The organism is Gammaproteobacteria bacterium (assembly GCA_013816845.1).
Taxonomy (GTDB): domain Bacteria; phylum Pseudomonadota; class Gammaproteobacteria; order DSM-16500; family DSM-16500; genus Aquicella.
In genome coordinates this window covers 94,685-119,519 of record JACDDU010000001.1, presented here as the reverse complement: position 1 = coordinate 119,519, position 24,835 = coordinate 94,685, and the positions used below count along the sequence as shown (strand labels likewise).

Genomic DNA, 24,835 nt, shown 5'->3' with positions numbered 1-24,835 from the left:
TTAATTTGATGAGTATTGTGTAAATAAAATCCTCATCTTAATAATCAGTTCAACCGAAATCTGTAACGGCGGATCCAATCTTGAACTTCACTCTAAATCATGGTACCTAAACAATTCTTTTAAGTGTGTTAAGGATGGAAACCAAGTAAATGACAAAAAAATCTCATTTCTATGTGATTGGTGTATCAGCCATTGCAGCCATAGCAGGATTGTTATTTGGGTTTGATACCGGAATTATTTCTGGTGCTTTACTCTTCATTGAAAAAGACTTTGCGCTATCGACTGTCATGAAAGAATTGATTGTTAGCAGCGTCTTACTCGGTGCGATGTTTGGTTCATTATTTTCGGGTCATTTAACGGATCGATTTGGCCGCCGCAAGCTCATGCTCATTATTTCCGCCCTATTTATTTTTGGTACTGGCATTGCCGCTTTTGCTCCTAATGTTAACTCCATTTTGTTTGGCAGATTGTTTATTGGTTTTGCAATTGGTATTGGTTCTTACACTGCACCGCTTTATATCGCTGAAGTTTCTCCCTTTCATTTACGGGGCGGACTCGTTTCCCTAAACCAATTAGCAATTACCATCGGTATTCTTTGTTCATTTATTATTAATTATACTTTCACCAATATTGATGGCTCATGGCGATGGATGTTTGGTATGGGCTTAGTGCCTGCTATCCTGCTTAGTATTGGCATGATTTTTTTACCTGAATCACCTCGTTTCCTTGTCAAAAAAAATAAAATCGATGAAGCAACCAAAACATTAAAACAACTTCGCAATACCGAAGAAGTGGAGGAGGAAATTAAGGAGATTAAAAATAGTCTAAATTTAACCAAAACCTCTTTTCGCGAAATTTTTTCACCGTGGATTCGTCCGGTTTTATTTCTTGGCGCAATGCTTGGCTTTATTCAACAAGTGACCGGTATCAATACCATCATTTATTACGCGCCTACCATTTTTCAGTTAGCTGGTTTTCCAGATGCATCAAGCTCCATCTTAGCAACCGTTGGTCTTGGCATTGTCAATGTCTTAGCTACTATTTTTGCCATCATTTATCTCGATAAATTAGGTCGCCGCCCCCTTCTTTTGACAGGGTTAATCGGAATGGGTTTATGCCTCTTAGGCTTAAGTTTCTCATTTTATTTTGGCACCGACATGGGTTCATTACGTTGGTTTGCACTCGGTTGTACTTTTGTTTACATTATTTCTTTTGCCTTCAGTCTAGGCGCTATTCTCTGGCTTGTTGTCTCTGAAATATTCCCTTTAGAAGTGCGTGCTACGGCCATGGGCGTCGCCGTATTTAGTTGTTGGTTTTGGAATTTTGTCGTATCGGCAACTTTTCTTTCTTTACTGAATGCGCTCGGCCCTAGCCAAACATTTTTAGTTTACGCCTGTATGTGTGTATTTAGTTTAATTTTTTGCTATTACAAAACACCCGAAACGCGTGGGGTGACTTTAGAACAAATAGAAGAAAACATTCGCAAGCGGGTGCCGCTAAGGTCCATCGGTCAGCCTGAGTTTGAAAAAGTAACTTTATGTGAAGCTCATGACTGCCGAATAAGTTGAGTGAAATTGTAATGACAAAAATTATTTATACTTGGGATTTAGGCGCAACGAAATGTACAGCAGGTTTAGTTGAATACCATTCGGAAACACGTGATTTAACCTGTATTAAAAAACATACTGTCAAACTAAAAGAAGTATCCTCACTTGAAAAGTTAATAACAAATATCGAAGAGACGCTAGGCTTATCTATGGCACAAGCAGATTCAATTTGCATTGGAGCTGCGGGTCACTACGATGGTCAATTTTTATTACTGGATAACGCTTATCCCTTCCCTATGCATTTTGCCAAAATTGCAGAACTTCATGGTTGGAAATCTTATGCTGTCATTCATGATTATGCGCCCATTGTATGTGCGACTTTTACTTCTTATATTGAACAACCCAATAATATTAAACGATTAAACCCTTATGAAATGAAAAACACTGGGCGTCGTGTTGCTTTAGGAATCGGAACGGGTCTAGGGTTGAAAGATGGGGTCTTACTGGATAATGGTGATTTTTGGTTAGGAAGGAATGAAATTGGACATATCGGTGTTACTTCACCGCCGCTTGCTGATAAAATTCATTTACAGCGTCACGAAGAATTGATTCGTTTCCTCCAAGAAAAAACCCGCTTACAAGCCAATCAACCACTAACCTTTGAAAAAATTCTTTCAGGATCAGGGACAGCTCGGCTGTATCAATTTTTTTATGGTGATGAAGAAATAAGTCCCGAAGAAGTCGGGGAAAAGATGCGCCAAGGCATCGCTCCTGAAATGCTTGACGCTTTTGCTTGGTATGCCGGTTTATTTGTGGGAACGGTACAACTTACTTTTATGCCCGAAGGTGGCGTTTGGATTACGGGTGGAGTGAGCCTCAATCATTTGGATGTCTTTGAAAGACCAGATTTTTTCTCAGGTATTAATGCCTCTCCCGCTTATCGATTGCAACGTGATGAGTACCCATTAAGTATCATGTGTAATCATGAACATGCACTTATTGGGTGTGGCTACTATGCGACTAAACGCTTAATGAAGGGATAAGTTCGAATAGCGGGAGCCTAGTCATCTTAAAAAGATTAAGGACGCTTAAGGCGTGGTTAATAATAAATTATCCTTACTATACTATGATAAGGATAACTTATAAGTTGACCGCGCCATGCCAAAAAAAAATAATACAAATAAAGGGTTAAAAAAAACCAACTCGGTTTCCTTGAGCCCAAAAGTAATAAAGAAAAAAAAACCAAAAAGCAAAGCAGATAAAAAATACCATCCAAACCAACGTTCCTCGAAAAAGAAAACCAGCAATTTTGATCCGCATAATCCCTTTGGTCGCTTTAATCAAAAAACGACTTACACGGATGAAAACGGCAAGGTTCATAATATTAAAACCACTTTTATGATCAATCTAAAAGGGTTGCCCCCAGGTAGCAATGTTGATGTAATCGCTCAATCCTTAGCAGAAAAACTCGTCAATTCTAGATTTTATTCGCCCGTCACAAAAGTTACCCGCTTATCACAAGCTACTTCGTATGGTTCTCCTGGTTCGCCAGTCGAAGTTGAAACCTCCACCGGTCCTAAATATCGGGTCATTAAATCGGGTGCATTAAGCGGCTTCTCAAACGATCCTTCACTTAAACCTTTAGAAAAAGTCGAGATAAAAAGAGAATTGAATCAAGGTGTACTCGAACAACTTAAGATTCTCTCAGCAATTAAAGACATTCAAGAAAAATATAAAATCAAAGAAGAAAAGGTTAAGAGGCGCTTGTTTGCAGAGCATGACGGTGTTCGATCAAGCTCCCAGGCATCTAAAATGGTCAAGCCCGGGGTGAACCAAAAATTAGGCGGCGCTACAGCTTATGCTGAATTAACCAAACTTATTTCAATATCCATGAAGTGGGAATGGTTACATTTAATTCCCCACATGCTGAAGGGTGAAGCTTCACAAATTGCTGATAATTTAGTTGCAGGAACACCACAGGCCAATACTGAAATGATGATTTATGAAGGAGTGCTGAAGGATTTAGCTAAAACATATAAAGAAGGATTTAAATTACTTGTTAAAGCTGCGCTCATCCCAGGAACCCACCATGCAACTGAAATTCATTATCTTATTTCAACGCCTGATTTTGCGCTCACACCCATTATCATAAATGCTCAAACCACTAACCAACCCCATATTGAATTTAAAGATTATTTTAAGTTTCTGATCGAATCGCTTATCCATTGTAAAAATGCGAAAGCTGATCCTGTTGTTATCGGTGAGGTGAAAAAGAATCATCCCTTATTAATCTTTGATAAACCAAATTTAGAAAAACAAGTCGGAAAAAACGCTTCATTTCCTACTTCTCCTTCCAAGAAACTCAAGTTCTAACATTCATCATGATGCCCAGACTGATTTAGAAGATAGAAGATTCATGTGCTATAGTTTCCATTGAACAATCGATAGTCTTTCCAGGGAATGGGAACCATGCGCTATATTAAATCGCTTCTGCTTCGTCTCGCCCTCCCTTTTTTAATCAAATACTATCGCGTCAATGTCGCCCGTACACTAGAGGAAAAACAAAAAGTATTTAAATTTCGTTATGACATCTATCGTGTCGAACTCGCTTATGAATTTTTGGATACGAGGTCAAAAGATGGCATGTTTTACGATGACTATGACTTTATGGACAATACGCTTATTTTATATAGTGGCGACATCGACCACATCACGAGCACCGTACGGTTAACGGTCTGGGATAAAGAGCATCTGCCAAAAAAAATTTTAGAAAACTTCAATCTTAAAGAAAGTATGGTCGATAAGATTAATAGGTTGGGTGAGTACCATTTTTTCCAAGTTAGAAAGGACTATCGGCGCAGTCTCTTGGCCATTGTATTGCTTATTTACACATGCAAAGCAGTTATTGATCAACCCCAATTAACGCCTGATTTAATATTTTTTAATTGCCAGCCCGGCTTGATCAAATATTATCTCGCTATGGGTGCTTATCCATATACACATGAAGTGATTCACCGAGAATATGGCTTATTACAAATTCCTTTAGCTATGCCCAGCTTTGATCTTACGAATCTTAAAAAAAATCATTGTTTGAGTTATCATTGCGTTAAATATTACGCAAAAAAATTAAAAAAAAATGCGCCCTTTGCTATTTATCAATCCGCAACACGAAACGCAGCAAATGTTTTACATCCCATTTCTTTATATCTGACCCCAGCCGAAACAAAAAAATTTGGTGAAATGATTAGCAAAAAAAACCATCGTGAACGTTATGCCTTTATTGTTTCGCTCATGAAAAATATTGTTCTTTTATCCGTGGAAAAAAATACACCTATCCTTCGTAAAAATTTGGTTGATTTTGACATGTATCTTATTGTGGAAGGGTCCATGGGCATTTTTTTAAACGAACGGGTCATTGCTAAATTAATACCGGGCGATATTTTTGGCGAAATGGCATTACTTGCAGAACATCATAGGCGTTACACTGAAGTTACAGCATTAACTGATAGTAAAATTATTCTAATCCCACGTAACTTTATTAAAGAATTACAAACAAAAAACTTAGCGCTTGCTAATGAATTTCTTCACCTACTTTGCAATAGTTTAATTGATAAACTAGAAGCGTCTAATAGATTATTAGCGAAGTTTAATCACCAATAAAATACCCCCTCTTTCAAACCACTGGGTTAGAAGTTAGTTAAATATTAAAAGGTGGCGCTAATACTCGAAAAATTCTACGATGTGCAGAAAAATCTTCCCCAAAACGTTCGAGAGCTTCTGCCCGTTTAGCTTTAGCATGAAGTTCAAAATAATTTTGTAAAGCTATTTCATCACACAATTGATAGCGCACTGTTAGGCAAGTCTTTCTGTCATGAGTTTCTTTTTTTTCTTCCAAAATCTCAGCTTGGATAAAACCTGGTAGGGCTAACATGGCTTTCACATGATCACCCAGCCACGCATAATAATCAGCAAAAATATTATTTTGTATTGCTAAATTAACTTCGTAAATTATCATAAAATAAACTCAACTTATGCTACGGCTGCATCTTCTTGAACGATAAGATCTTTAGGAGCACACCGACCGATGCCATAATAATTAAAACCTGCTGCCCGAATAGCAGTCGGGTCGTATTGATTCCGTCCGTCAATAATAATACGTTGTTTCATCAAACTTTTCATGGCTGCCAAATCGGGAAAACAAAACGGTTTCCATTCTGTTACCAAAACTAATGCATCAACATCTTTCAAAGCATCATATTGATGTTCAGCAAGAACTAACTGTCGCTTATCAAACCACGGGGCAGGCAATATTTCCTTTGCAATCGGCATGGCTTCCGGATCATAGGCTTGCACTCTGCCACCTCGTTGAACAATATCTTTAATCAACACAACTGAGGATGCTTCACGCATATCATCTGTTTCAGGTTTAAAAGAAAGTCCCCAAACAGCTATCGTAATATTATTTAAATTAGGGCCAAATAAATTCAAAACTTTTTGAGTTAATAATTGTTTCTGTAGCTGATTTCGGGCTTCAACTGATTTTAAAATAATTGGATCAATTTTTTGGCCGATTGCCATGTTAATTAAGGCGCGTACATCTTTGGGAAAGCAAGATCCCCCATAACCACAACCTGCATTTAAAAAAGCGCTGCCGATACGCGAATCAGAGCCAATCCCCATCCGCACGCTCTCGATATCAACATCCATTTGCTCACACAATAAGGCAATTTCATTCATAAAAGAAATTCGCGTTGCAAGCATTGCATTGGCGGCATATTTCGTCATTTCCGCATCTTTCACCCGCATGAAAAAAAGACGTTCCGGATGACGCAATAAGGGTAAATATAAATCCAGCATAATTTGTTTAGCATGATCTGAATCGAGACCGATAATAACTCGATCAGGACGCATAAAATCTTCAATGGCCGCGCCTTCCCGTAAAAATTCAGGATTACTTACGACATCGAATTTAATCGCCAACCCGCGCTTATGGAGGGCTTTTTTAATGGTAAGATTTACTTGATCGGCCATTCCCACGGGGACTGTCGACTTATCAACGATCACACAATAATAATCAAGATAATCACCAATGTTTTGGGCGGCTTGCAATACGTATTGCATATCAGCCGCGCCCTGACTATCACTTGGCGTGCCAACCGCAATAAAAATTACATCGGGACGCACCGGGCTTTGGTCCAGTGAAGTTGCAAAATGCAAGCGGCATTGCTCGATGTTGGAACTAATCATCTTTTCAAGACCAGGCTCGTAAATAGGTAAAACGCCACTCTTTAGATTAGTTATTTTATCTTCATTCAGATCAATACATGTAACATGATTACCTAATTCCGCAAAGCACGCACCCGTTACTAATCCTACGTATCCTGCACCAACAACTATGATGTTCAATGGTCATCTCCTTTCTACTTAGAGCTTGGTCTCTAAGTTACGCGCATAAATTTTTACACTATCGCCTCTTGTATTTGCAAACACTCGAATGGGTTTCCCCATTTGTTTTTCAACTAACTCAATGAGTGTTGCTTTATTGTCTTTTTTACGTAAACGCAAGGCAAAATAATCATATTGATCTATTTGTTTATTTAAGTAAGGAACATCCGGTATAAATTCACGGACTTTAGTAAAAATATCTTCTTGATAATGGCGTGAGTAATACATGAGCTGATAATCATTAGTATATAAACGCGCCTCCCTTGGAATATGATGCGAAATCCACTGACCTGCATCCGCCACGTAAGCTTTTGAATAACCAAAATCAAATGTCCCACCCACGCCTTGAACCAGTACAGTTAACATCGCTACTAAAAATACGAGTCGTTGCGTTAATTTTTGCGAGCATTGATAAAGTCGATCAAGAGCAAACGGAACCATTAGCGTTAAGATAAGTGTTAGTGCGACGAGATAACGTTTAGAAAGAAAAAAACGTTCAAGCAAAAAAATAAAATTAATCACAATATTAATGGCAATCACCCCGGACAAGACTAAGGTGGATGCAAACTTAAGGGGGACTGCACGTTTTATTATTGCGTAAATAAATAAAATAGAATAAGTCCACGATAAGTTAATCACGATACTTGAAACAAACCACGCAATAAGAACAAGGGACAACACTAAATCCGCATGCTTAGCTGAATCAACATTCAGTATGTATTGTGTTAAAGCAATTTTGGCTTGATGGTAATGGGTTGCAACATAACTCGCGCCTTGTTGAATCTGTATTTTTAATTCAAAGAGGCGACCTAATTTCTCTAAGGAGTTACTTGGATGAATGATCATCCAAGTGAATAATCCTATTAAACCTATAAAACTTAAAGCATTCAGTGCCAATGCCGAAGTAAAACGTACAGGGAAAGAAAATGGCTTGTACAACCAAATGAGTTGGGGCATAAAAAGAAGGAAAATAAAACCTTCAATACGGAATAACGAGGCCAAAATTAAACTTGCATTAAAAAGCAAAGCATAAAAGAATCGCGGCCTTGCTAAATAACGCAATAAAAAAAAGATAGAAAAAAGATAAAAAGTCCAAAACCCATGATCTCGAACAATATACTCGCGAATACTATTAAAATGATGTGCACAAAGAATTGTGATAGCTGCAAACCATAATACGCGCTTCGTTCCCCCGATTGATTTCACAATGAATAAAAAAGCTAACACGGAAAGCAAAGAAAAGAAACTGTCGAGTAAATATGCAGCAGTAGGATAAGATAAATGACTCAGCTTAACTAAACCATAAACGAGCATAGAATAAAAAGGCCAACGCGCTTGACCGCATAGATCCATGATTGCTCTTATACTTGATTCGCCTAATTTTTCAGCGCTCATCAAGTAACAAATAGCATCGGGATTAATAATGGTTTCGTTTGAGGCAATCCAGGCTGAAAGAGCTAAGCTAGTCAATGCCGCCAGAATATAAAGGTAATACTCATTGTTAAACAGGCGGGCCAACATTACACCAAGCTCTCTAATGTCAATTTAAAATCTTTAGCCAATTCCGGATGTTTTAAGGCATAAGCAACGGTTGCTTGCAAATAACCTAATTTGTTGCCGCAGTCATAACGTCGACCATCGAATTGATACGCAAGTACCGTTTGTTCTTTTAAAAGCTGCGCGATAGCATCAGTTAATTGAATTTCGCCACCTGAACCTTTTTGAGTCGCTTGTAATAAAGTAAAAATATGCGGCGTTAAAATATAACGACCCACGACACCAAGGTTAGAAGGCGCGATTTCTGGTTGTGGTTTTTCGACAATACCCTGCATGGCTGCAATTTTGTCAGTGTTCTTTACATCAACAATCCCATATTTTTTAATTTCAGAAGGATGTATTTTTTCCACTGCAATCACACTGCTTTGGTATTCTTCGAACACCGCAATCATTTGCTGCAAACAGGGGAAAATCCCGCCATCAATTAAATCATCAGCAAGCAAAACAGCGAAGGGTTCTTGCATCACGAATTGCTTAGCACAAAGCACTGCATGCCCTAAACCTTGCGGCGACTTTTGTCTAATATAAGCACAAGACACACCTTCCGGTAGAATACCTCGGACAATATTTAATAATTCTTTATCCCCACGCTCAACTAGGGTTGCTTCAAGTTCAAAATTTGAATCAAAATGATCCTCGATGGCGCGCTTGCTACTGCTGGTTACAAAAATTAATTCTGTAATACCCGCTGCTACCGCTTCCTCTACCGCATATTGAATAAGTGGCTTATCGACTATAGGAAGCATTTCTTTCGGGTTAGCTTTTGTCGCGGGTAAAAATCGTGTACCTAATCCAGCCACAGGGAAAATGGCCTTAGTGACCTTCATCATAAAAGAAAATCCCTTCGTTCTTCCTAAGGTCCGGAATGTTACCACAGACAATTTAAAGAACATATTGGCTTGTCCTGAAAAACTGAACTTGTTATAAAGGACCCCACATAGACCTTTCAAGGGAAAAGCGTATGCGGAAAAATATTCTAATTTTGGGCCATAATTATGCGACCCAATTTGTAGATATATATAACCAATACAGTCGTATTTTCCCTCCCGATCAATTTGAAGTCACCGTCGCTTATTTGTCCGGAACCCCGGATGATGCGATTAAAGAACGGACACTTGCTGATCATGTTGTATTTTTTAACTTCAATAAAGATCGCCTTCGCTACTTAAAAATGCATGCTATTCGCCAATTAAAAACTTTTTGCGAAGAAAAACAATTTCAAATGGTAATTTGCCATCGTTACAAAGCATCTTACATCATGATGTGGGTCGCCCAATTTTATCGCTGCCCCGCGCTGGTTTTTGTCATGCATGAATTGGGTACGATGCGCTCCATTCGAAGACGTTTAGTGATTGCCGCACTGTGTAAAAAAAATATGATGTTCGCAGGGGTCTCAAATGCAGTGGCCAAGGATATTCGCAGTCACATTTGGCGAATACCATCAACGCGGGTTGTGACTTTATATAACATGATTGATGTTGATTTAACCATTCCCCAATTGCTAAACCGCTCAGCTGCTAGAACTGCATTACAATTAAATGATACTGATTTTATTTTTGGCAACGTGGCGCGCTTGGTTCCAAACAAAGATCAAGCCAATTTAATTCATGCTTTCTCCCTGATCAAACCTTATTGTCCGAACAGTAAATTGGTTATTATCGGCGATGGGATTTTAGCTGATTCCTTAAAAAAACAAGTAAAGCTTTATCATTTAGAAAATGACGTTATTTTTACTGGCTTCTTGGCAAATGGTTACCGGTATATGCAAGCTTTTGATTGCTTCGTTTTAAATTCCACGCAAGAAGCTTTTGGACGTGTTTTATTGGAAGCCATGTTGGCACGAATACCGGTCATTGCAACGAAAGTGCATGGCATCCCAGAAGTGCTAGGCGGTACCAACAAGCTTGTCTCAGCTCAAAATGCCACCGAACTATCAGCCGCGATGCAATCTACTTATGACGCAGCGCCGGGGGAGCGCCAGGCCTGGGGTAATGAAGGGTATCACCATGTCTTAAAAAACTTTTCGCTTCCTCAATTTGCTCTACAATTTTGGCAACTCCCTCTTTTGGATCCAATAAAGGAAAGTTAATGCGCATTGCTTACACCACCACATTTGATGCAACCGATGTTCATCAATGGTCTGGCACCCCTTATTTCATGTCGCGTGCTTTTACTGAAGTCGCACACGTTGATTACATTGGTGCTTTAAACCGCCAATTACCACCCTTTTTTAAGACGAAACAAATTTATAAAAAATATATAACCGGTCAGCGCGAAAGCCCACGATTTAATATCCATGCAGCCAAGCATTACTCTTTCCAGGTTGAACAGGCTCTTAAACAACGCGCCGTGGATATCATTGTCTCTCCTTTAATAAATCCTATTGCCTATTTAGATTCCGAAAAACCGGTAGTGCTATGGACTGATGCATTGTATGCAGGATTATTGGGATTTTATTCACCGTTTTCTGCGCATTCTGCCAAAACGGTTGAGCAAGGTAATTTGGTTACAACGGCTTGTTTAAATCGCGCCACACTTGCCTTTTTTTCTTCTGATTGGGCGGCAAACAGTGCCAAGGAACTTTATGGCATTGCGCGGGAAAAAATCAAAGTCATCCCCTTTGGCGCGAACATCCGGTATGCACCGAATTATGATGAAATCAAAACGATCATTAGCAATCGAGCCCATGATAAAATTAAATTATTATTTTTAGCGAAAAGTTGGGAACGCAAAGGCGGCGATCTAGTGCTCGCTGTGACTAAAGCGCTGCACGAAGCAGGACATGCTGTTGAATTAAATATTATCGGATATGATGCAAAAGATTTGCCGCCGCTTCCTCCTTATATTAAACCGCTGGGTTTTATTTCTAAACACACTGACGCTGGACAACAAAAAATCCAAAAGCTCTTAAGTGACACGCATTTTCTTTTTGTTCCTTCGCGTGCTGAAGCTTATGGTATTGTTTTTTGTGAAGCCAATGCCTATGCGGTTCCCTGCCTTTCAACCTATGTCGGTGGTATTAGCACAATTATTAAAGACCATATCAATGGTTTTACTTTTTCTTTAGAAGCAAAAGTAGCAACGTATTGCGACTATATCGTGACGACAATGCAAGATAAAAAGAATTATGACGCTCTTGCCCTATCTTCTTTCAATGAATACGCCACCCGGTTGAATTGGACATCAGCAGTGCAAGCGGCGAAACAATACATGCAAGCTGTGATTTAGTTTGACCCAGCATGACCGGATTTCGATTTGGCAGATCAGTTACGATGGAAGGTCCAAGCGTGGCGAACCATGGTTTCAAGGTCTGAATAAGTTGAAGAAAACTGAAGCATCTTTTCGATGGCAGTCGCATCCGCTAAAAGCACCGCCGGATCACCTGCGCGGCGGGGCATGAGGTGCACTGGGATAGGACAAGTCGTTACTTTCTCTACCATCTCGATCACCTGTTTGACGGAATAGCCCTTTCCTGTTCCAACATTCAATACCATATTGTCACCCCCCTTCATTAATGCCTTCAACGCTAACAAATGCGCTTGACAAACATCTGTAACATGAACGTAATCTCGCACACACGTCCCATCTTGTGTTGGGTAATCATTGCCAAAAATATTTAAAGCAGCACGTTTCCCCGCTGCAACCTCTAAAGCCAAAGGAATTAAATGGGATTCAGGAGTGTGACACTCACCTAATTGACCCGCGGGATCTGCACCTGCTGCATTAAAATAACGTAAAATCGCAAAACGTAAACCCGCAGCATCGGCACGCGCTTTAATTAATTTCTCTGCTAATAATTTACTGTGACCATAAGGATTGATAGGGTTGCATGCATGGAATTCATGAATCGGTACCTGCTGGGGCTCACCATATACAGCAGCAGAAGAAGAAAAAATAAAGTTAATCACATTATTTTTTTGCATAACCTCTAACAGCTGTTCCGTGGCTTGAACATTATTGGAATAATATTGCTGAGGCTTGGAAATTGATTCTGCAACATCAATGAGGGATGCAAAATGCATGACTGCCCCAATTGAATGTCGATCGAAAATCGTTTGCAAAGCTTTTTGATCACCCACTTCTGCGTGATAAAAGGGGGTCGCTTTGATGGCTGACTTTCTTCCACGAGATAAATTATCCAACACAATCGGTGTGTAACCTTGCGCTTTAAGCGCCAAAATCATGTGGGAACCAATAAAACCAGCACCCCCTGTCACCAAAACTTCCAGTGAGTTAGTAGGCATTGCGATTAATAAACCCTCTAAAGAAGGTTAAAAAAATTATTTTTAAATCGAATGTAAAAGACCAATTATTAATATAATACAAATCATATTCGACGCGTTTTTCCATTTTCATCAAGGTGTCTGTTTCCCCCCGCCAGCCGTTAATTTGCGCCCAACCTGTGATGCCGGGTTTGACACGATGACGCTGCATATAAGTATGGATGGAATCTTTATAAAACTCATTATGCTCAACTGCGTGCGGACGTGGACCGACAATGGACATGCGTCCTTGCAAAACATTAATGAATTGGGGGATTTCATCTAAACTTGTCCTGCGCAAAAATTTACCCCAAGCCGTGATGCGATTATCCCCGGGTCGGGCTTGAGTAATATGTCCTTGCTGTTCCTTATGTTCAATCATCGTGCGAAATTTATAAACTTTAATAATACGACCATCCCAGCCATGGCGGTGCTGTTTAAATAGAATGGGACCCTTTGAAGTTAATTTAATGCCTACAGCGATTAGTAAAAATAACGGTGAAATAAGCACTAAAATTAAAAATGCTAACATGCGATCTTCAATAGCTTTAACTAAACGATTGATACCCACCATGGGCGATGAGCGAATATTGAGTACAGGAACTCCAGCAACATCGGTGACCGAGTGATTTAACAAATCCAATCCAAAAATATCTAAAACCAATCGGGTATTAATTGTAAGATGACGCAATTCATATAAAATTTCTTTTACTCGGTTTTCAGCACGTAAAGGCAACGCCAACCAAATTTCGTCAATTTGTGCTTTGGATAAATAATTACTCAATGAAGTTGGTGTTTGTTGTACTGGGATGTGATGAATTTGGGTAGGCTTAGTGTGCGCATAATCGTCTAAGAAAGTGACAATACGGAAACCGGTCCATAATGCTTCTTGAACGGTTCCCGCCAATTTTTTTCCTAACACGCCTGCGCCAATAATGACGACACTGCGTTCATTCATCCCGAAAGATCGCATGAAACGTAAAAATAATAATAAAATACAGCGAGACGTCAGGATGAGAAAAAGAAAAGCGGTCATCCAATAAATAAACCACGTTCGCGAATACATTTCGCCTGATTTCGTGAAGAAAGCAAGTCCTGCGAGTAACAGGGCTAAGATACAAACCGCTTGAAAAACTCGCACAAAATAGCGAATTAAACCCTCTCCCCGTGATGAATCATAAATATTAAAAAAAGAAAAAACACCGAAGGAAGTAAAAGTGCCAATTAAAATAGCGAGCAAATAATGACGCGTGATTTCGATCTGATTAAACTTATAAATATAGGTAAACCAAGCCGCTGCAAAAACAGTCAACATATCTAAGAAGCGAATCAGCATCGCAAGCGTCCGTGAGTACTCTTTTAACAAACCTTTAGGCAACATAGTCGTTATGGTATCCTACCCTGAATTTTTAGAATTTAATTGTAGCCTTGATTGCGTGCCAGCGACATCAAGGTATAACACGCTTTGATGTTCCTGGCACTCAATGAAGGCTACACATCATGATGAAAATAGCAATTGTTTGCGATTGGTTGGTCACTCTAGGTGGTGCAGAAAAACTCATCGGCCAATTATTGCAATGCTATCCCAATGCAGATCTCTTTTCTGTCATTGATTTTTTTCCTAAGGAAGAACGAGCATTACTGCTCAATAAACAAATTAAAACCACTTTTATTCAAAAATTACCCTTAGCTAAAACCCATTATCGTACTTATCTACCGCTTATGCCGCTTGCTATCGAACAGTTAGACTTGTCCGATTATGATTTAATCATTTCAAGTTCCCATGCGGTAGCAAAAGGTATTTTAACCGGACCCCAACAGTTGCATATCAGTTATATTCATTCGCCCATGCGATATGCGTGGGATTTACAGCATCAGTATTTAAAAGAAACCGGCTTAGATCGAAAGCCGCAAGGTATGCTGGCGCGTTATTTTTTACATCGGTTGCGACTTTGGGATTTAAGAAGCGCCAATAGCGTCGATTATTTTGTTGCCAATTCCAACTTCATTGCCCAACGTGTGATGAAAACGTATCGGCGCGAATCGACCGTTATTTACCCCCCGATTAATTTGGATGCGTTTGAAGTTCATGAAGAAAAAGAAAACTTTTATCTGACAGCTTCACGTTTTGTACCCTATAAACGCATTGACTTAATTGTTGAAAGTTTCCGAGCAATGCCTGACAAGAAATTAATTGTGATTGGCGATGGCCCTGATTTTAAAAAAATCCAGGCGAAAGCGCCCTCCAATGTATCCTTACTGGGTTATCAAGACCAACCCACCCTAGTGCACTATTTAAAGCGCGCTAAAGCTTTTATTTTTGCAGCCTTTGAGGATTTTGGTTTAGTCCCACTTGAAGCACAAGCATGCGGTACGCCCGTCATTGCTTATGGGAAAGGTGGCGCACTTGAAACAGTACGCGGATTAAAGCACGCCTATCCAACCGGTCTATTTTTTGCAGAACAAACTCCTGCATCCATCTTAGAAGCTGTTAAAGCGTTCGAAGATAATCCTTCTCGCTTCACGCCTGCCCATTGCCGAGAGAATGCCAAACAATTTTCTCAAACCAACTTTCAAAAACAATTCAAACAATTCGTTAGCGAGAAATGCGTCAAGATGGGATTACCGACTCCCAATTAAATTAACGATTGTTAAAACGAAGGCGATCGTGACTCTTGAAAACTAGCATGCTATGCTTTCGCGCTCAATTTAGAAAGGAACTCGTCGTTTAAAAGATGCTAACTGAATCAGAATCCATGACAGCGCTAAATCCAGATCATTATTCAATTGATGCTGTTGTCAATGAAGATACTGTCATTTTTCCAGATATCACACCCTTTCAACATGCCCTAGCAGATATTAAAGATGGCTTTGCGCAATGGCGCATTTGGTTAATGCTCGCCTATCAAGATATCAAACTCCGTTATCGACGTTCGGTGCTTGGACCTTTTTGGTTGACACTCAGCATGGCGATCACGGTTTATACGATGGGTTTTTTATACGGTAAAATTTTTCATCAAGATTTGGAATCTTATTATCCCTTTTTAGTTGCCGGCATGCTGAGCTGGTCTCTTATCTCAACTATTGTCATGGAATTAACCGAAGGATTTTTAGGCGCCGATGTTTACATTAAACAAATTAAATTACCTTACAGTGTCTATATTCATCGATTAGTTAGCCGCAACATGATTATATTTTTTCATAATATTTTTGTTATTGTGCCGATTCTAATTATTTATCATACGCATGCAAAAGTTAATTTAAATACGTTACTCATTATCCCCGGATTATTATTTATTTATTTAAACGGTATTTCCTTTGGTGTCATTTTGGCGATGATAGGCGCGCGCTATCGCGACGTTCTGCAAATTGTTAAAAGTTTAGTCCAAGTCATTTTCTTCGTAACACCCGTGATGTGGGGCCCACAATTTTTACATGGAAGAGCGCAATTTATCATCGACTGGAATCCTTTTTATGCTTTCATTGAACTCATTCGCGCACCGCTTTTAGGTACGGTTCCCACTCTCAATAACATGATCATGGTAGCTTGCGTTACGACTTTGGGTGTTACATTAAGTTTATGGATGTTTATCCGGTATCGTGCACGCATTGTCTATTGGCTATAGGAAAACAGATGGCACGTATTGACTTAGATCAAGTGAGTGTTGCATTCCCTGTCTTTCAAGTTAATGCGCGTTCATTTAAAAAAAACTTTTTACGCTTAGCAACCGGGGGCAATGTTTCCAAGGATGCTAATGAACATTTTGTCGTGCGATCTCTTTCAGATGTTGATCTTACGCTTAGACAAGGCGATCGCGTCGGTTTAATCGGTCACAATGGATCAGGTAAGAGTACGCTACTTCGTTTGCTGGCCAACATTTATGAGCCAACTTCGGGTCGCATTAAAATTGATGGTCAAGTTTCTCCCATGCTTGATTTGATGAGCGGCATAGAACAAGAATTCAGCGGTTATGAAAATATCTTGATACGTGGCACCATCTTAGGCATTCCGCGCAAAAAAATTAGAGAGCAAATGGCTGCTATCGCAGAACTCACAGGTTTAGGAGATTATTTATCCATGCCTGTTCGCACGTATTCATCCGGCATGATGGTACGTCTTGCCTTTGCCATTTCAACAAGCATCGAGCCCGACATTTTACTTATTGATGAAATTTTTGGGGCAGGTGATGCAAGCTTTATGGAAATTGCGCGAAAGAAAATGATTTCTTTATTAAAAGAATCCAACATCGTCGTTATTGCAACACATTCAGACACACTTATCAAAGAATTTTGTAACAAAGCTTTGTTACTTGAAAGCGGCCGCGTAAAATATTTTGGCGCCGTTGATGAAGCATTAACACAGTATCATAACCGAAAAAGACGGTAAGTTTAGCTGTATTTTAAATATGTCGAATGATTGACATAACATGATAGTTAAGGAGTTTTTAAGGATGATTATAAGTCGTACCCCCTATCGGATTTCTTTTTTTGGCGGGGGATTGGATTATCACTCATGGTATCAAACTCATGGCGCCTGTGTTCTTTCTACCACTATTAATCGTTACTGTTATTTACAATGCCGCACCTTACCCCCTTTCTTCAAACATAAATCACGTATTGTTTGGTCGAAAATTGAAGAAGTTAGTGATGAAGCGGACATTCAACATCCTGCCGTTCGAGCAGTGCTTGAATACTTACAATTTAAACACGGCGTCGAAGTTTTACACCAAGGCGATTTACCAGCACGGTCAGGGCTTGGCTCAAGTTCGGCTTTCACTGTAGGTTTACTTCACGCGATGTATGCCTTACGCGGCATGATTTCAAGCAAACGCGAACTGGCTTGCGAAGCGATACATATTGAACGTGATATTTTAAAAGAAAATGTAGGTGTGCAAGATCAAATCGCTACCGCTTATGGGGGCTTAAACAAATTAATCATTGAACCCAATGGGCATTTTGAAGTCATGCCTTTAGTGCTTCCCAATAATCGTTTGCAAGCATTGCATGAGCATTTACTGTTATTTTTTACAGGTATTTCACGAACTGCTTCCGATATTGCGGGTGATAAAATTCAAGCCATTCCAAGTAAATCGCATGAACTTCATCAAATGCGTGATCTGGTCGATCAAGCAGAAAAAATCCTGTCTACTGACACCGACATTACAGCTTTTGGTGAGTTGTTGCATCAGACTTGGATGTTAAAAAGACAAATTAGCTCTAAGATTGCACCCGCTTTCATTGACGAAATTTATGATAAAGCGCGTCAGGCAGGGGCTATTGGTGGAAAATTATTAGGTGCAGGCGGCGGGGGCTTCATGCTGTTCTTTGTTAAACCTGAAGACAAACCCCAAGTTTGCGAAGCCTTAAAGAATCTTTTATTGGTACCTTTTGAATTCGAATCAAGTGGTTCCCAAATTATTTTTTATGACAATTACCAATCTAGCCAGATGGATGCTACAAGGCGCGATTATTTTCATTTGCGTAATCAGCATTTAGAAGAAGTCCATCCTTTACAACGCAAGCGATTAACTCGCTTGCTCGCGGTGGATGAACCTTCTATTGTAGATAAAAATTTAAAATTGAGTGGAGAAAAATGATGCAAAATAATGCCATGCTTCTGCAATCCTTAAAAAAGAATATTGAGGATTATTGTGATGCCAATTTTGATTTTCGGTTTAATCCTGCAGAACCAGCTGTTCATCTTCAAGAGCCTACATTTGGTAGTGAAGAAATTTTTGCCGCATTGGAAACATTACTTTCCACTTACACCACGATGGGTAAGAAAGTAAAAGCTTTCGAAGCGCAGTATGCTGAGTACGTCAATGGTCAATATGGCGTAATGACTAATTCTGGCTCATCCAATAATTTATTAGCGGTAGCAGCACTTAGCAATCCGGTAACCCAGGATCATTTAAAGCCTGGTGATGAAGTCATTGTTCCAGCACTATCTTGGTCCACAACTGTTTGGCCCGTTATTCAATGTGGTTTGGTACCGGTTTTTGTTGATTGTGACTTAAATGATTTCAATCTTGATTTGGAAAAATTGGAAAAAGCTATTGGTCCCAAAACACGCGCTATCAAATTAGTCCATGTGTATGGTAATCCTTGCAACATGGATGGCATTTTGGCACTCGCTAAAAAACATAACTTATTTGTGATTGAAGATTGTTGCGAAGCCATGGGCGCCCTGTACGACGGCCGTCATGTTGGAACGTTTGGCTTGGTTGGCACTTACAGTTTTTTCTTTGCCCATCAAATTACAACGCTTGAAGGTGGCATTGCCGTAACTAACGACTTTAATTTCTCTGAAACGATGCGAATTTTACGCGCACATGGTTGGTCAAGGGAAGCTGTTGAACATCAAAAATATGTCAATATGTATCCCGACATTGACCCCCGCTTTATTTTTATCAATTTAGGTTATAACTTACGTCCCACTGAACTCAATGCTGCTATGGGACAAATTCAATTACCTAAACTGGATGGATTTAATGATCAACGACGTCAAGCAGCCCATTACTTAATTAAAAATCTGAGCCAATACGCAGATTATTTTCATTTTCAACAGGAAACACCGAAAGCCAAACATGTTTGGTTTGGCTTTCCCATCGTGATTAAAGAAAATGCTCCTTTTACCGTTAAAGAGATTACCGCTTATTTACAAGCGCACCATATCGATACACGTCCTATCATTGCGGGAAACATGGCAAGACATCCAGCGCTTAAGATGTATCCGCATCGTATAAGCGGAGATTTAGAAGCAGCCGACACGATCATGCGTCGGGGTTTCACTTTTGCTTGTCACCATGCTGTTGATAGACAAGCTTGCGATTATATCTTGGAAACGATTCATGCGTTTATGGCAAATTGCCTGAATAAATCCAATCTTCTTCAAGGAAAAGCGGTATGAAAACGAAAGTATTAATTTGTGGTGCGACTGGATTTATTGGCCGCAATCTTACCTGCCAATTAAGTCAGCGCGATGATTTAGAAGTGCATGCCGTCCGTTATAAACGACCCGAGTATACTTGCGCCAATGTCACATGGCATCAAGCCGACTTACGAGATCCTGAACAGATTGATCGCTTGATTCAAGGTATGGATGTGCTGATCCAAGCTGCCGCAACAACATCAGGTTCAAAAGACATTGTGACCCGCCCTTTTATCCATGTAACTGATAATGCTGTGATGAATTCTTATTTATTCCGAGCAGCGCATGAGCATCAACTCAAACATGTCGTCTTTTTTAGTTGTACCGTCATGTACACCAGTTCTGATAAAGCGTTGAAAGAAGAAGATTTCGATGCGCGCATCCCGCTTCACCCCCGTTACTTTGGGGTGGGCAATACGAAACTTTATATCGAGAAAATGTGTGAGTTTTACGCCTCTATCTCTAATATAAAATTTACTGCCATTCGTCATTCCAATATTTATGGTCCACATGACAAATTTGATCTTGAACGTAGTCATGTCTTTGGCGCAACGATAACCAAGGTTTTATCAGCCAAAGAAAAGGTTGTGGTTTGGGGCACGGGCGATGAAGAGCGCGACTTATTATATGTCGATGACCTTGTTCATTTTGTTGAAAAGGCGATTAAAAACCAACCTGAGCCTTATCGTCTATATAACTGCGGTTATGGTCAAGCCATATCCATTAAACACTTAGTTCAAAAGATTGTTGATTTTTCAGGGAAAAATTTGCAAATTGAACATGATTTAACGCAGCCTACCATCAAAACAAGCTTGTTTTTGGATTGCCAATTGGCAAAAACAGAGCTTGGTTGGGAGGTGCAAACGGATTTGGACACAGGGATCCAAAAAACGATAGAATGGTGGCAGAAAAATGTAGGCGAGAAAATTCAAAAAGTCGCTTGAAGAACCCCGGTTCAATTTTTCAATCATTCTTACTCAAGCGTTGTTGCCTTGATTAAAGAGACGTGAGAAATTTTAAGCTAAAGCTTAAAATTGACCTGACGTCTCACCCCTCAAGACAACAATCCTCGTTTAATCGAAAAATTTAGGAGCGTTTTGGCAATGCAAACAAATTACCTTTTTACATCAGAATCGGTATCAGAAGGTCATCCTGATAAAATCGCCGATCAAATTTCTGATGCTGTATTAGATGCGATTTTAGAACAAGATTTATCTGCCCGTGTTGCATGCGAAACCTTTGTTAAAACCGGCATGGTCATGATCGGCGGCGAAATTACTACTTCTGCTTGGGTTGATGTCGAACAAATTGCTCGCAATGTTATTCGAGATATTGGCTATAACAGCTCAGAAATGGGATTTGACTGGGAATCCTGCGCCATTCTTTCTGCGATTGGTAAGCAATCCCAAGATATCGCTCAGGGTGTAGATCGTATTAGCCTTGAAGAACAAGGTGCCGGTGATCAAGGGATTATGTTTGGTTATGCGACGAATGAAACAGCTTCTTACATGCCCGCTCCAATTTTTTATGCCCATCGTTTAATGCAACGCCAGGCTGAGTTAAGAAAAAAAGGTATTTTGTCCTGGTTACGTCCGGATGCAAAAAGCCAAGTTACTTTCCGGTATGTCAATAATAAACCTGCCAGTATTGATGCAATCGTGCTATCCACACAACATCACCCAGACATTGCCCATCAAGATTTAGTCGATGCTGTGATTGAAGATTTAATTAGACCGACTTTGCCAGAAGAATGGTTAACCAACGATACTAAATTTTATGTTAACCCAACGGGCCGATTCGTAATCGGTGGCCCTTTAGGTGATTGTGGCTTAACCGGTAGAAAAATTATTGTTGATACTTATGGCGGAATGTCGCGCCATGGTGGCGGTTGTTTTTCAGGAAAAGATCCTTCTAAAGTTGATCGCTCCGCTGCTTACGCTTGTCGTTATGTCGCAAAAAATATTGTTGCATCAGGCATTGCGGATCGATGTGAAATTCAGCTTTCTTATGCGATCGGTATGGCGAAGCCTATTTCGATTCATGTCGAAACTTTTGGTACTGGCCGGATTGACGATGAAGCCATTATCCAACTCATTCGCGATCATTTTGATTTACGACCTTATGGTTTGATTAAGATGCTTGATTTGATTAAACCTATCTATCGCAATACCGCAACCTATGGTCACTTTGGTCGCGATGACTTAAATGTCAGTTGGGAAAAAACCGATAAAGCCGCACTATTACGTTCAGCTGCTAAGTTACCTTTACAAGAAGCCGCCAATAACTAAAAGGATGACAATGATGCAAGCAAGGAATTCCAATATGGAAAATGATTACAAAGTTGCTGACATTTCGTTAGCGGCGTGGGGCAGGAAAGAAATTGAAATTGCCGAAACTGAAATGCCAGGCTTAATGGCTCTACGTGCGATGTATAAAGGAAAGTTTCCCTTAAAAGGTGCACGCATTGCTGGCTGTTTACATATGACTATTCAAACAGCTGTGCTGATCGAAACACTCATTGATCTTGGCGCAACCGTTCGCTGGTCTTCATGTAATATTTTTTCGACACAAGATCATGCAGCAGCAGCTATGGCTGAAGCCGGCGTGCCCGTATTTGCATGGAAAGGTGAAACAGAAGAAGAATATTGGTGGTGTGTAAAGCAAACTATTGCTGGTAACCCCGATTGGCAACCCAATATGATTTTAGATGATGGCGGTGATTTAACCGTAATCATGCATGATGAATATCCTGACCTTATTAAAAATATCAAAGGTATTTCAGAAGAAACTACCACGGGTGTGCATCGTTTATATGAAATGCAAAAACAAGGTGTATTGAAAGCGCCTGCCATGAATGTCAATGATTCAGTGACCAAATCTAAGTTTGATAATTTATATGGCTGCCGTGAATCCTTAGTTGATGGCATTAAACGTGCAACTGATGTCATGATTGCTGGCAAAGTCGTGATCGTTTGCGGTTATGGTGATGTCGGTAAAGGTTGTGCACAATCACTCCGCGCGCTGGGTGCTACGGTCATGATTACAGAAATTGATCCAATCTGTGCATTACAAGCCGCCATGGAAGGTTACCGAGTCGTAACGCTTGAAGAAGCCGCGCCACTGGCTAACATTTTTGTGACAGCCACTGGCAATATGAGTGTCATTACCCACGATCACATCATGCAAATGAAGAATGAAGCCATTATTTGTAATATTGGGCACTTTGATTCAGAAATTGATATCGCATCTTTGCGTCAATACCCTTGGGAAAATATTAAACCGCAAGTTGACCATGTCATTTTGCCCAATGGCCGTCGTATCATTGTGCTTGCTGAAGGGCGCTTAGTGAACCTCGGTTGTGCTACCGGTCACCCTAGTTTTGTTATGTCGACTTCGTTTACTAACCAAGTTTTAGCGCAAATGGAACTGTGGCAAAACCATGATAACTATCCACTTGGCGTTTATATTTTACCAAAACAATTGGATGAAATGGTGGCTAGATTACATTTAGATAAACTCGATGCCAAATTAACGCAGTTAACGGATGCGCAAGCAAAGTATCTCAATATTGACAAGAAAGGTCCGTATAAACCAGATTACTATCGCTATTAGTTTCATCTATTAAGGATAAGTATGTCATTTTATAAAAATAAAAATGTCTTAGTTACGGGTGGCAGCGGTTTAATTGGCCGCCCGTTAGTTGAGAAATTGGTACAAGCCGGGGCGAATGTAACGGTCGTTTCATTAGATGACCCGAAGCGAGCGCCAGAAGGTGTTACTTTTAAACGTGCCGATTTGCGTGAATTGAGTAATTGTTTAGACGTCTGTAAAAACCAGGAAATTGTTTTCCAACTAGCGGGTGTGAAAGGCTCTCCTGCCATGACAGCAAAACGCCCCGCTAGTTTTTTTGTTCCCACCATTAGTTTTAGTATCAATATGATGGAAGCAGCACGGCGAAATCAGGTCGAACGATTCTTATTTACGAGTTCAGTGGGTGTCTATGCACCCGCTGATATTTTTTATGAAGATGACGTATGGAAAACGTTTCCTTCACCAAACGATCGTTTTGCAGGTTGGGCTAAAAGAATGGGTGAACTTCAAGCCCAAGCTTATGCCATTGAGTATGGTTGGGACAAAATTGCGATTGTCCGCCCCGCTAATGTCTATGGCCCTTATGATAATTTTGATCCCAATAATGCCATGGTTATCCCCTCCCTTATCAAGCGCGCCCTGGATGGCGAAAGCCCTCTCACCGTATGGGGCGATGGCTCTCCAATCCGAGACTTTATACACGCACGCGATGTGGCCCGTGGCATGATGTTGGCCATTGAAAAAGGCATAAACGAACCTATTAATTTAGGCAGTGGTACCGGCGTCACCATTAAACAAATCGCAGAAATTGTTGCAGCCGAAGTCCCTGGCGGTCCCGTTGAAATTGTTTGGGATACTACTAAACCTAAAGGCGACGCTAAACGCTTGATGGATATGCAACGCGCCAATAGTTATGGTTTTTCCCCTGAAATTAGGATTGAAGAAGGCATTGTAGAAACCATTCAATGGTATTTGGCCAATCAAGACCATGGTTCTAATCGTTATAATGCCTTTACTGAGGCCGCATTAGCGACGTCTGTTTTGTAGCATTCTATTTCAAAAATTGGTTTGGTTTATCTGTTTTTGTACCAAACCAATTTTTGACTCAGTCACTTCCAGCTTAAAGTACTCTTAACATTAAATCTGACAAGCGTTCCTCCTTGAATAGACATGTCTTGGCACCAACGTGGGCAGATTGTTGGTTGATACAGCTGAGCTGAAAGAATTCAACTTTCTTACCCCATCAAGCTAAAAGGTACACGTGATATTAATTCAATAGTCGTAATGCCAGCCAAAATAAGACAACATTCTCCCAAAGACCGTAGCTATTAAAAAAATAGAGTCGAATTCTCTGAATAAATAACGGGAAGCAAAGAGTTTAAGAAAAACTTAATTTGAGTATGAAATGATAAGGGAAGATTGTTATTTTTAGAGCCATTAAATCTAATGTGCGCTTAATTTAGCCTTAATATTTATCAGTTATCATAGCGAATAAATTAAAT

General features: G+C 40.0%; 21 protein-coding genes. 15 read left to right on the top strand and 6 right to left on the bottom strand.

Annotated elements, in window-relative coordinates:
- Nucleotides 1–149 precede the first annotated feature (149 nt).
- The 4 genes from H0W64_00560 to H0W64_00545 all read left to right on the top strand — a co-directional run bounded on the left by H0W64_00560 (nt 150) and on the right by H0W64_00545 (nt 5,207).
- Nucleotides 150–1,568, top strand: a complete 1,419-nt coding sequence (locus tag H0W64_00560) for a sugar porter family MFS transporter (GenBank protein ID MBA3660202.1) — start codon at nt 150–152, stop codon at nt 1,566–1,568.
- Between the two features lie 11 nt (nt 1,569–1,579).
- The gene (locus H0W64_00555) at nt 1,580–2,590 is read left to right on the top strand and encodes a glucokinase (GenBank protein ID MBA3660201.1); all 1,011 of its coding nucleotides are present in this window, start codon (nt 1,580–1,582) and stop codon (nt 2,588–2,590) included.
- 115 nt (nt 2,591–2,705) lie between these two features.
- Complete coding sequence (locus tag H0W64_00550) at nt 2,706–3,920, top strand: hypothetical protein (protein MBA3660200.1); 1,215 nt, start codon at nt 2,706–2,708, stop codon at nt 3,918–3,920.
- Nucleotides 3,921–4,016: 96 nt separating this feature from the next.
- Nucleotides 4,017–5,207: a cyclic nucleotide-binding domain-containing protein gene (locus H0W64_00545; GenBank protein ID MBA3660199.1), complete on the top strand. Its 1,191-nt coding sequence runs from the start codon at nt 4,017–4,019 to the stop codon at nt 5,205–5,207.
- A 37-nt stretch (nt 5,208–5,244) separates the two neighbouring features.
- Here H0W64_00545 and H0W64_00540 read toward each other — a convergent pair whose 3' ends face one another.
- Genes H0W64_00540 through galU form a run of 4 tightly spaced genes read right to left on the bottom strand, consistent with a single transcriptional unit; the run spans nt 5,245 to nt 9,379 of the window.
- Nucleotides 5,245–5,562 (bottom strand): DUF4286 family protein, encoded by a 318-nt coding sequence (locus H0W64_00540; GenBank protein MBA3660198.1) that lies wholly within the window; start codon nt 5,560–5,562, stop codon nt 5,245–5,247.
- A 14-nt stretch (nt 5,563–5,576) separates the two neighbouring features.
- Nucleotides 5,577–6,953 carry a UDP-glucose/GDP-mannose dehydrogenase family protein gene (locus H0W64_00535; protein ID MBA3660197.1) on the bottom strand — a complete coding sequence of 459 codons (1,377 nt, stop codon included), beginning with the start codon at nt 6,951–6,953 and terminating at the stop codon, nt 5,577–5,579.
- Nucleotides 6,954–6,971: 18 nt separating this feature from the next.
- Complete coding sequence (locus H0W64_00530; GenBank protein ID MBA3660196.1) at nt 6,972–8,513, bottom strand: hypothetical protein; 1,542 nt, start codon at nt 8,511–8,513, stop codon at nt 6,972–6,974.
- Nucleotides 8,513–9,379: a UTP--glucose-1-phosphate uridylyltransferase GalU gene (gene galU / locus H0W64_00525; protein ID MBA3660195.1), complete on the bottom strand. Its 867-nt coding sequence runs from the start codon at nt 9,377–9,379 to the stop codon at nt 8,513–8,515. The genes H0W64_00530 and galU overlap by 1 nt, the downstream gene beginning before the upstream one ends.
- 131 nt (nt 9,380–9,510) lie before the next feature.
- Here galU and H0W64_00520 point away from each other — a divergent pair, with 131 nt between their 5' ends.
- Together H0W64_00520 and H0W64_00515 are read left to right on the top strand one after the other, a co-directional pair.
- Entirely contained in the window at nt 9,511–10,638 is a 1,128-nt protein-coding gene (locus H0W64_00520; protein MBA3660194.1) for a glycosyltransferase, read from the top strand.
- Nucleotides 10,638–11,777, top strand: coding sequence for a glycosyltransferase family 4 protein (locus H0W64_00515; GenBank protein MBA3660193.1), 1,140 nt, complete (start codon nt 10,638–10,640; stop codon nt 11,775–11,777). Before H0W64_00520 ends, H0W64_00515 begins: the two co-directional genes overlap by 1 nt.
- 35 nt (nt 11,778–11,812) lie before the next feature.
- On the opposite strand, the gene galE is transcribed toward H0W64_00515, so the two are convergent.
- Both galE and H0W64_00505 read right to left on the bottom strand, forming a co-directional pair.
- Nucleotides 11,813–12,793 (bottom strand): UDP-glucose 4-epimerase GalE, encoded by a 981-nt coding sequence (gene galE / locus H0W64_00510; GenBank protein ID MBA3660192.1) that lies wholly within the window; start codon nt 12,791–12,793, stop codon nt 11,813–11,815.
- Nucleotides 12,783–14,192, bottom strand: coding sequence for an undecaprenyl-phosphate glucose phosphotransferase (locus H0W64_00505; GenBank protein MBA3660191.1), 1,410 nt, complete (start codon nt 14,190–14,192; stop codon nt 12,783–12,785). Before H0W64_00505 ends, galE begins: the two co-directional genes overlap by 11 nt.
- A gap of 122 nt (nt 14,193–14,314) precedes the next feature.
- Here H0W64_00505 and H0W64_00500 point away from each other — a divergent pair, with 122 nt between their 5' ends.
- The 9 genes from H0W64_00500 (at nt 14,315) to H0W64_00460 (ending at nt 24,380) form a co-directional block, all read left to right on the top strand.
- Nucleotides 14,315–15,451 carry a glycosyltransferase family 4 protein gene (locus H0W64_00500; protein MBA3660190.1) on the top strand — a complete coding sequence of 379 codons (1,137 nt, stop codon included), beginning with the start codon at nt 14,315–14,317 and terminating at the stop codon, nt 15,449–15,451.
- A 116-nt stretch (nt 15,452–15,567) separates the two neighbouring features.
- Nucleotides 15,568–16,437 (top strand): ABC transporter permease, encoded by an 870-nt coding sequence (locus H0W64_00495; GenBank protein ID MBA3660189.1) that lies wholly within the window; start codon nt 15,568–15,570, stop codon nt 16,435–16,437.
- 8 nt (nt 16,438–16,445) lie between these two features.
- A complete protein-coding gene (locus H0W64_00490; protein ID MBA3660188.1) occupies nt 16,446–17,198 on the top strand; it encodes an ABC transporter ATP-binding protein in 753 nt (250 codons plus the stop codon).
- 64 nt (nt 17,199–17,262) lie between these two features.
- Nucleotides 17,263–18,408: a kinase gene (locus H0W64_00485; GenBank protein ID MBA3660187.1), complete on the top strand. Its 1,146-nt coding sequence runs from the start codon at nt 17,263–17,265 to the stop codon at nt 18,406–18,408.
- Nucleotides 18,405–19,721, top strand: coding sequence for an aminotransferase class I/II-fold pyridoxal phosphate-dependent enzyme (locus tag H0W64_00480; GenBank protein MBA3660186.1), 1,317 nt, complete (start codon nt 18,405–18,407; stop codon nt 19,719–19,721). Before H0W64_00485 ends, H0W64_00480 begins: the two co-directional genes overlap by 4 nt.
- Entirely contained in the window at nt 19,718–20,686 is a 969-nt protein-coding gene (locus H0W64_00475; GenBank protein MBA3660185.1) for an NAD-dependent epimerase/dehydratase family protein, read from the top strand. The genes H0W64_00480 and H0W64_00475 overlap by 4 nt, the downstream gene beginning before the upstream one ends.
- A 159-nt stretch (nt 20,687–20,845) precedes the next feature.
- Nucleotides 20,846–22,030 carry a methionine adenosyltransferase gene (locus H0W64_00470; GenBank protein ID MBA3660184.1) on the top strand — a complete coding sequence of 395 codons (1,185 nt, stop codon included), beginning with the start codon at nt 20,846–20,848 and terminating at the stop codon, nt 22,028–22,030.
- Nucleotides 22,031–22,043: 13 nt separating this feature from the next.
- A complete protein-coding gene (locus tag H0W64_00465) occupies nt 22,044–23,354 on the top strand; it encodes an adenosylhomocysteinase (GenBank protein MBA3660183.1) in 1,311 nt (436 codons plus the stop codon).
- A gap of 21 nt (nt 23,355–23,375) precedes the next feature.
- A complete protein-coding gene (locus H0W64_00460) occupies nt 23,376–24,380 on the top strand; it encodes an NAD-dependent epimerase/dehydratase family protein (GenBank protein ID MBA3660182.1) in 1,005 nt (334 codons plus the stop codon).
- The last annotated feature ends 455 nt before the right edge of the window (nt 24,381–24,835 follow it).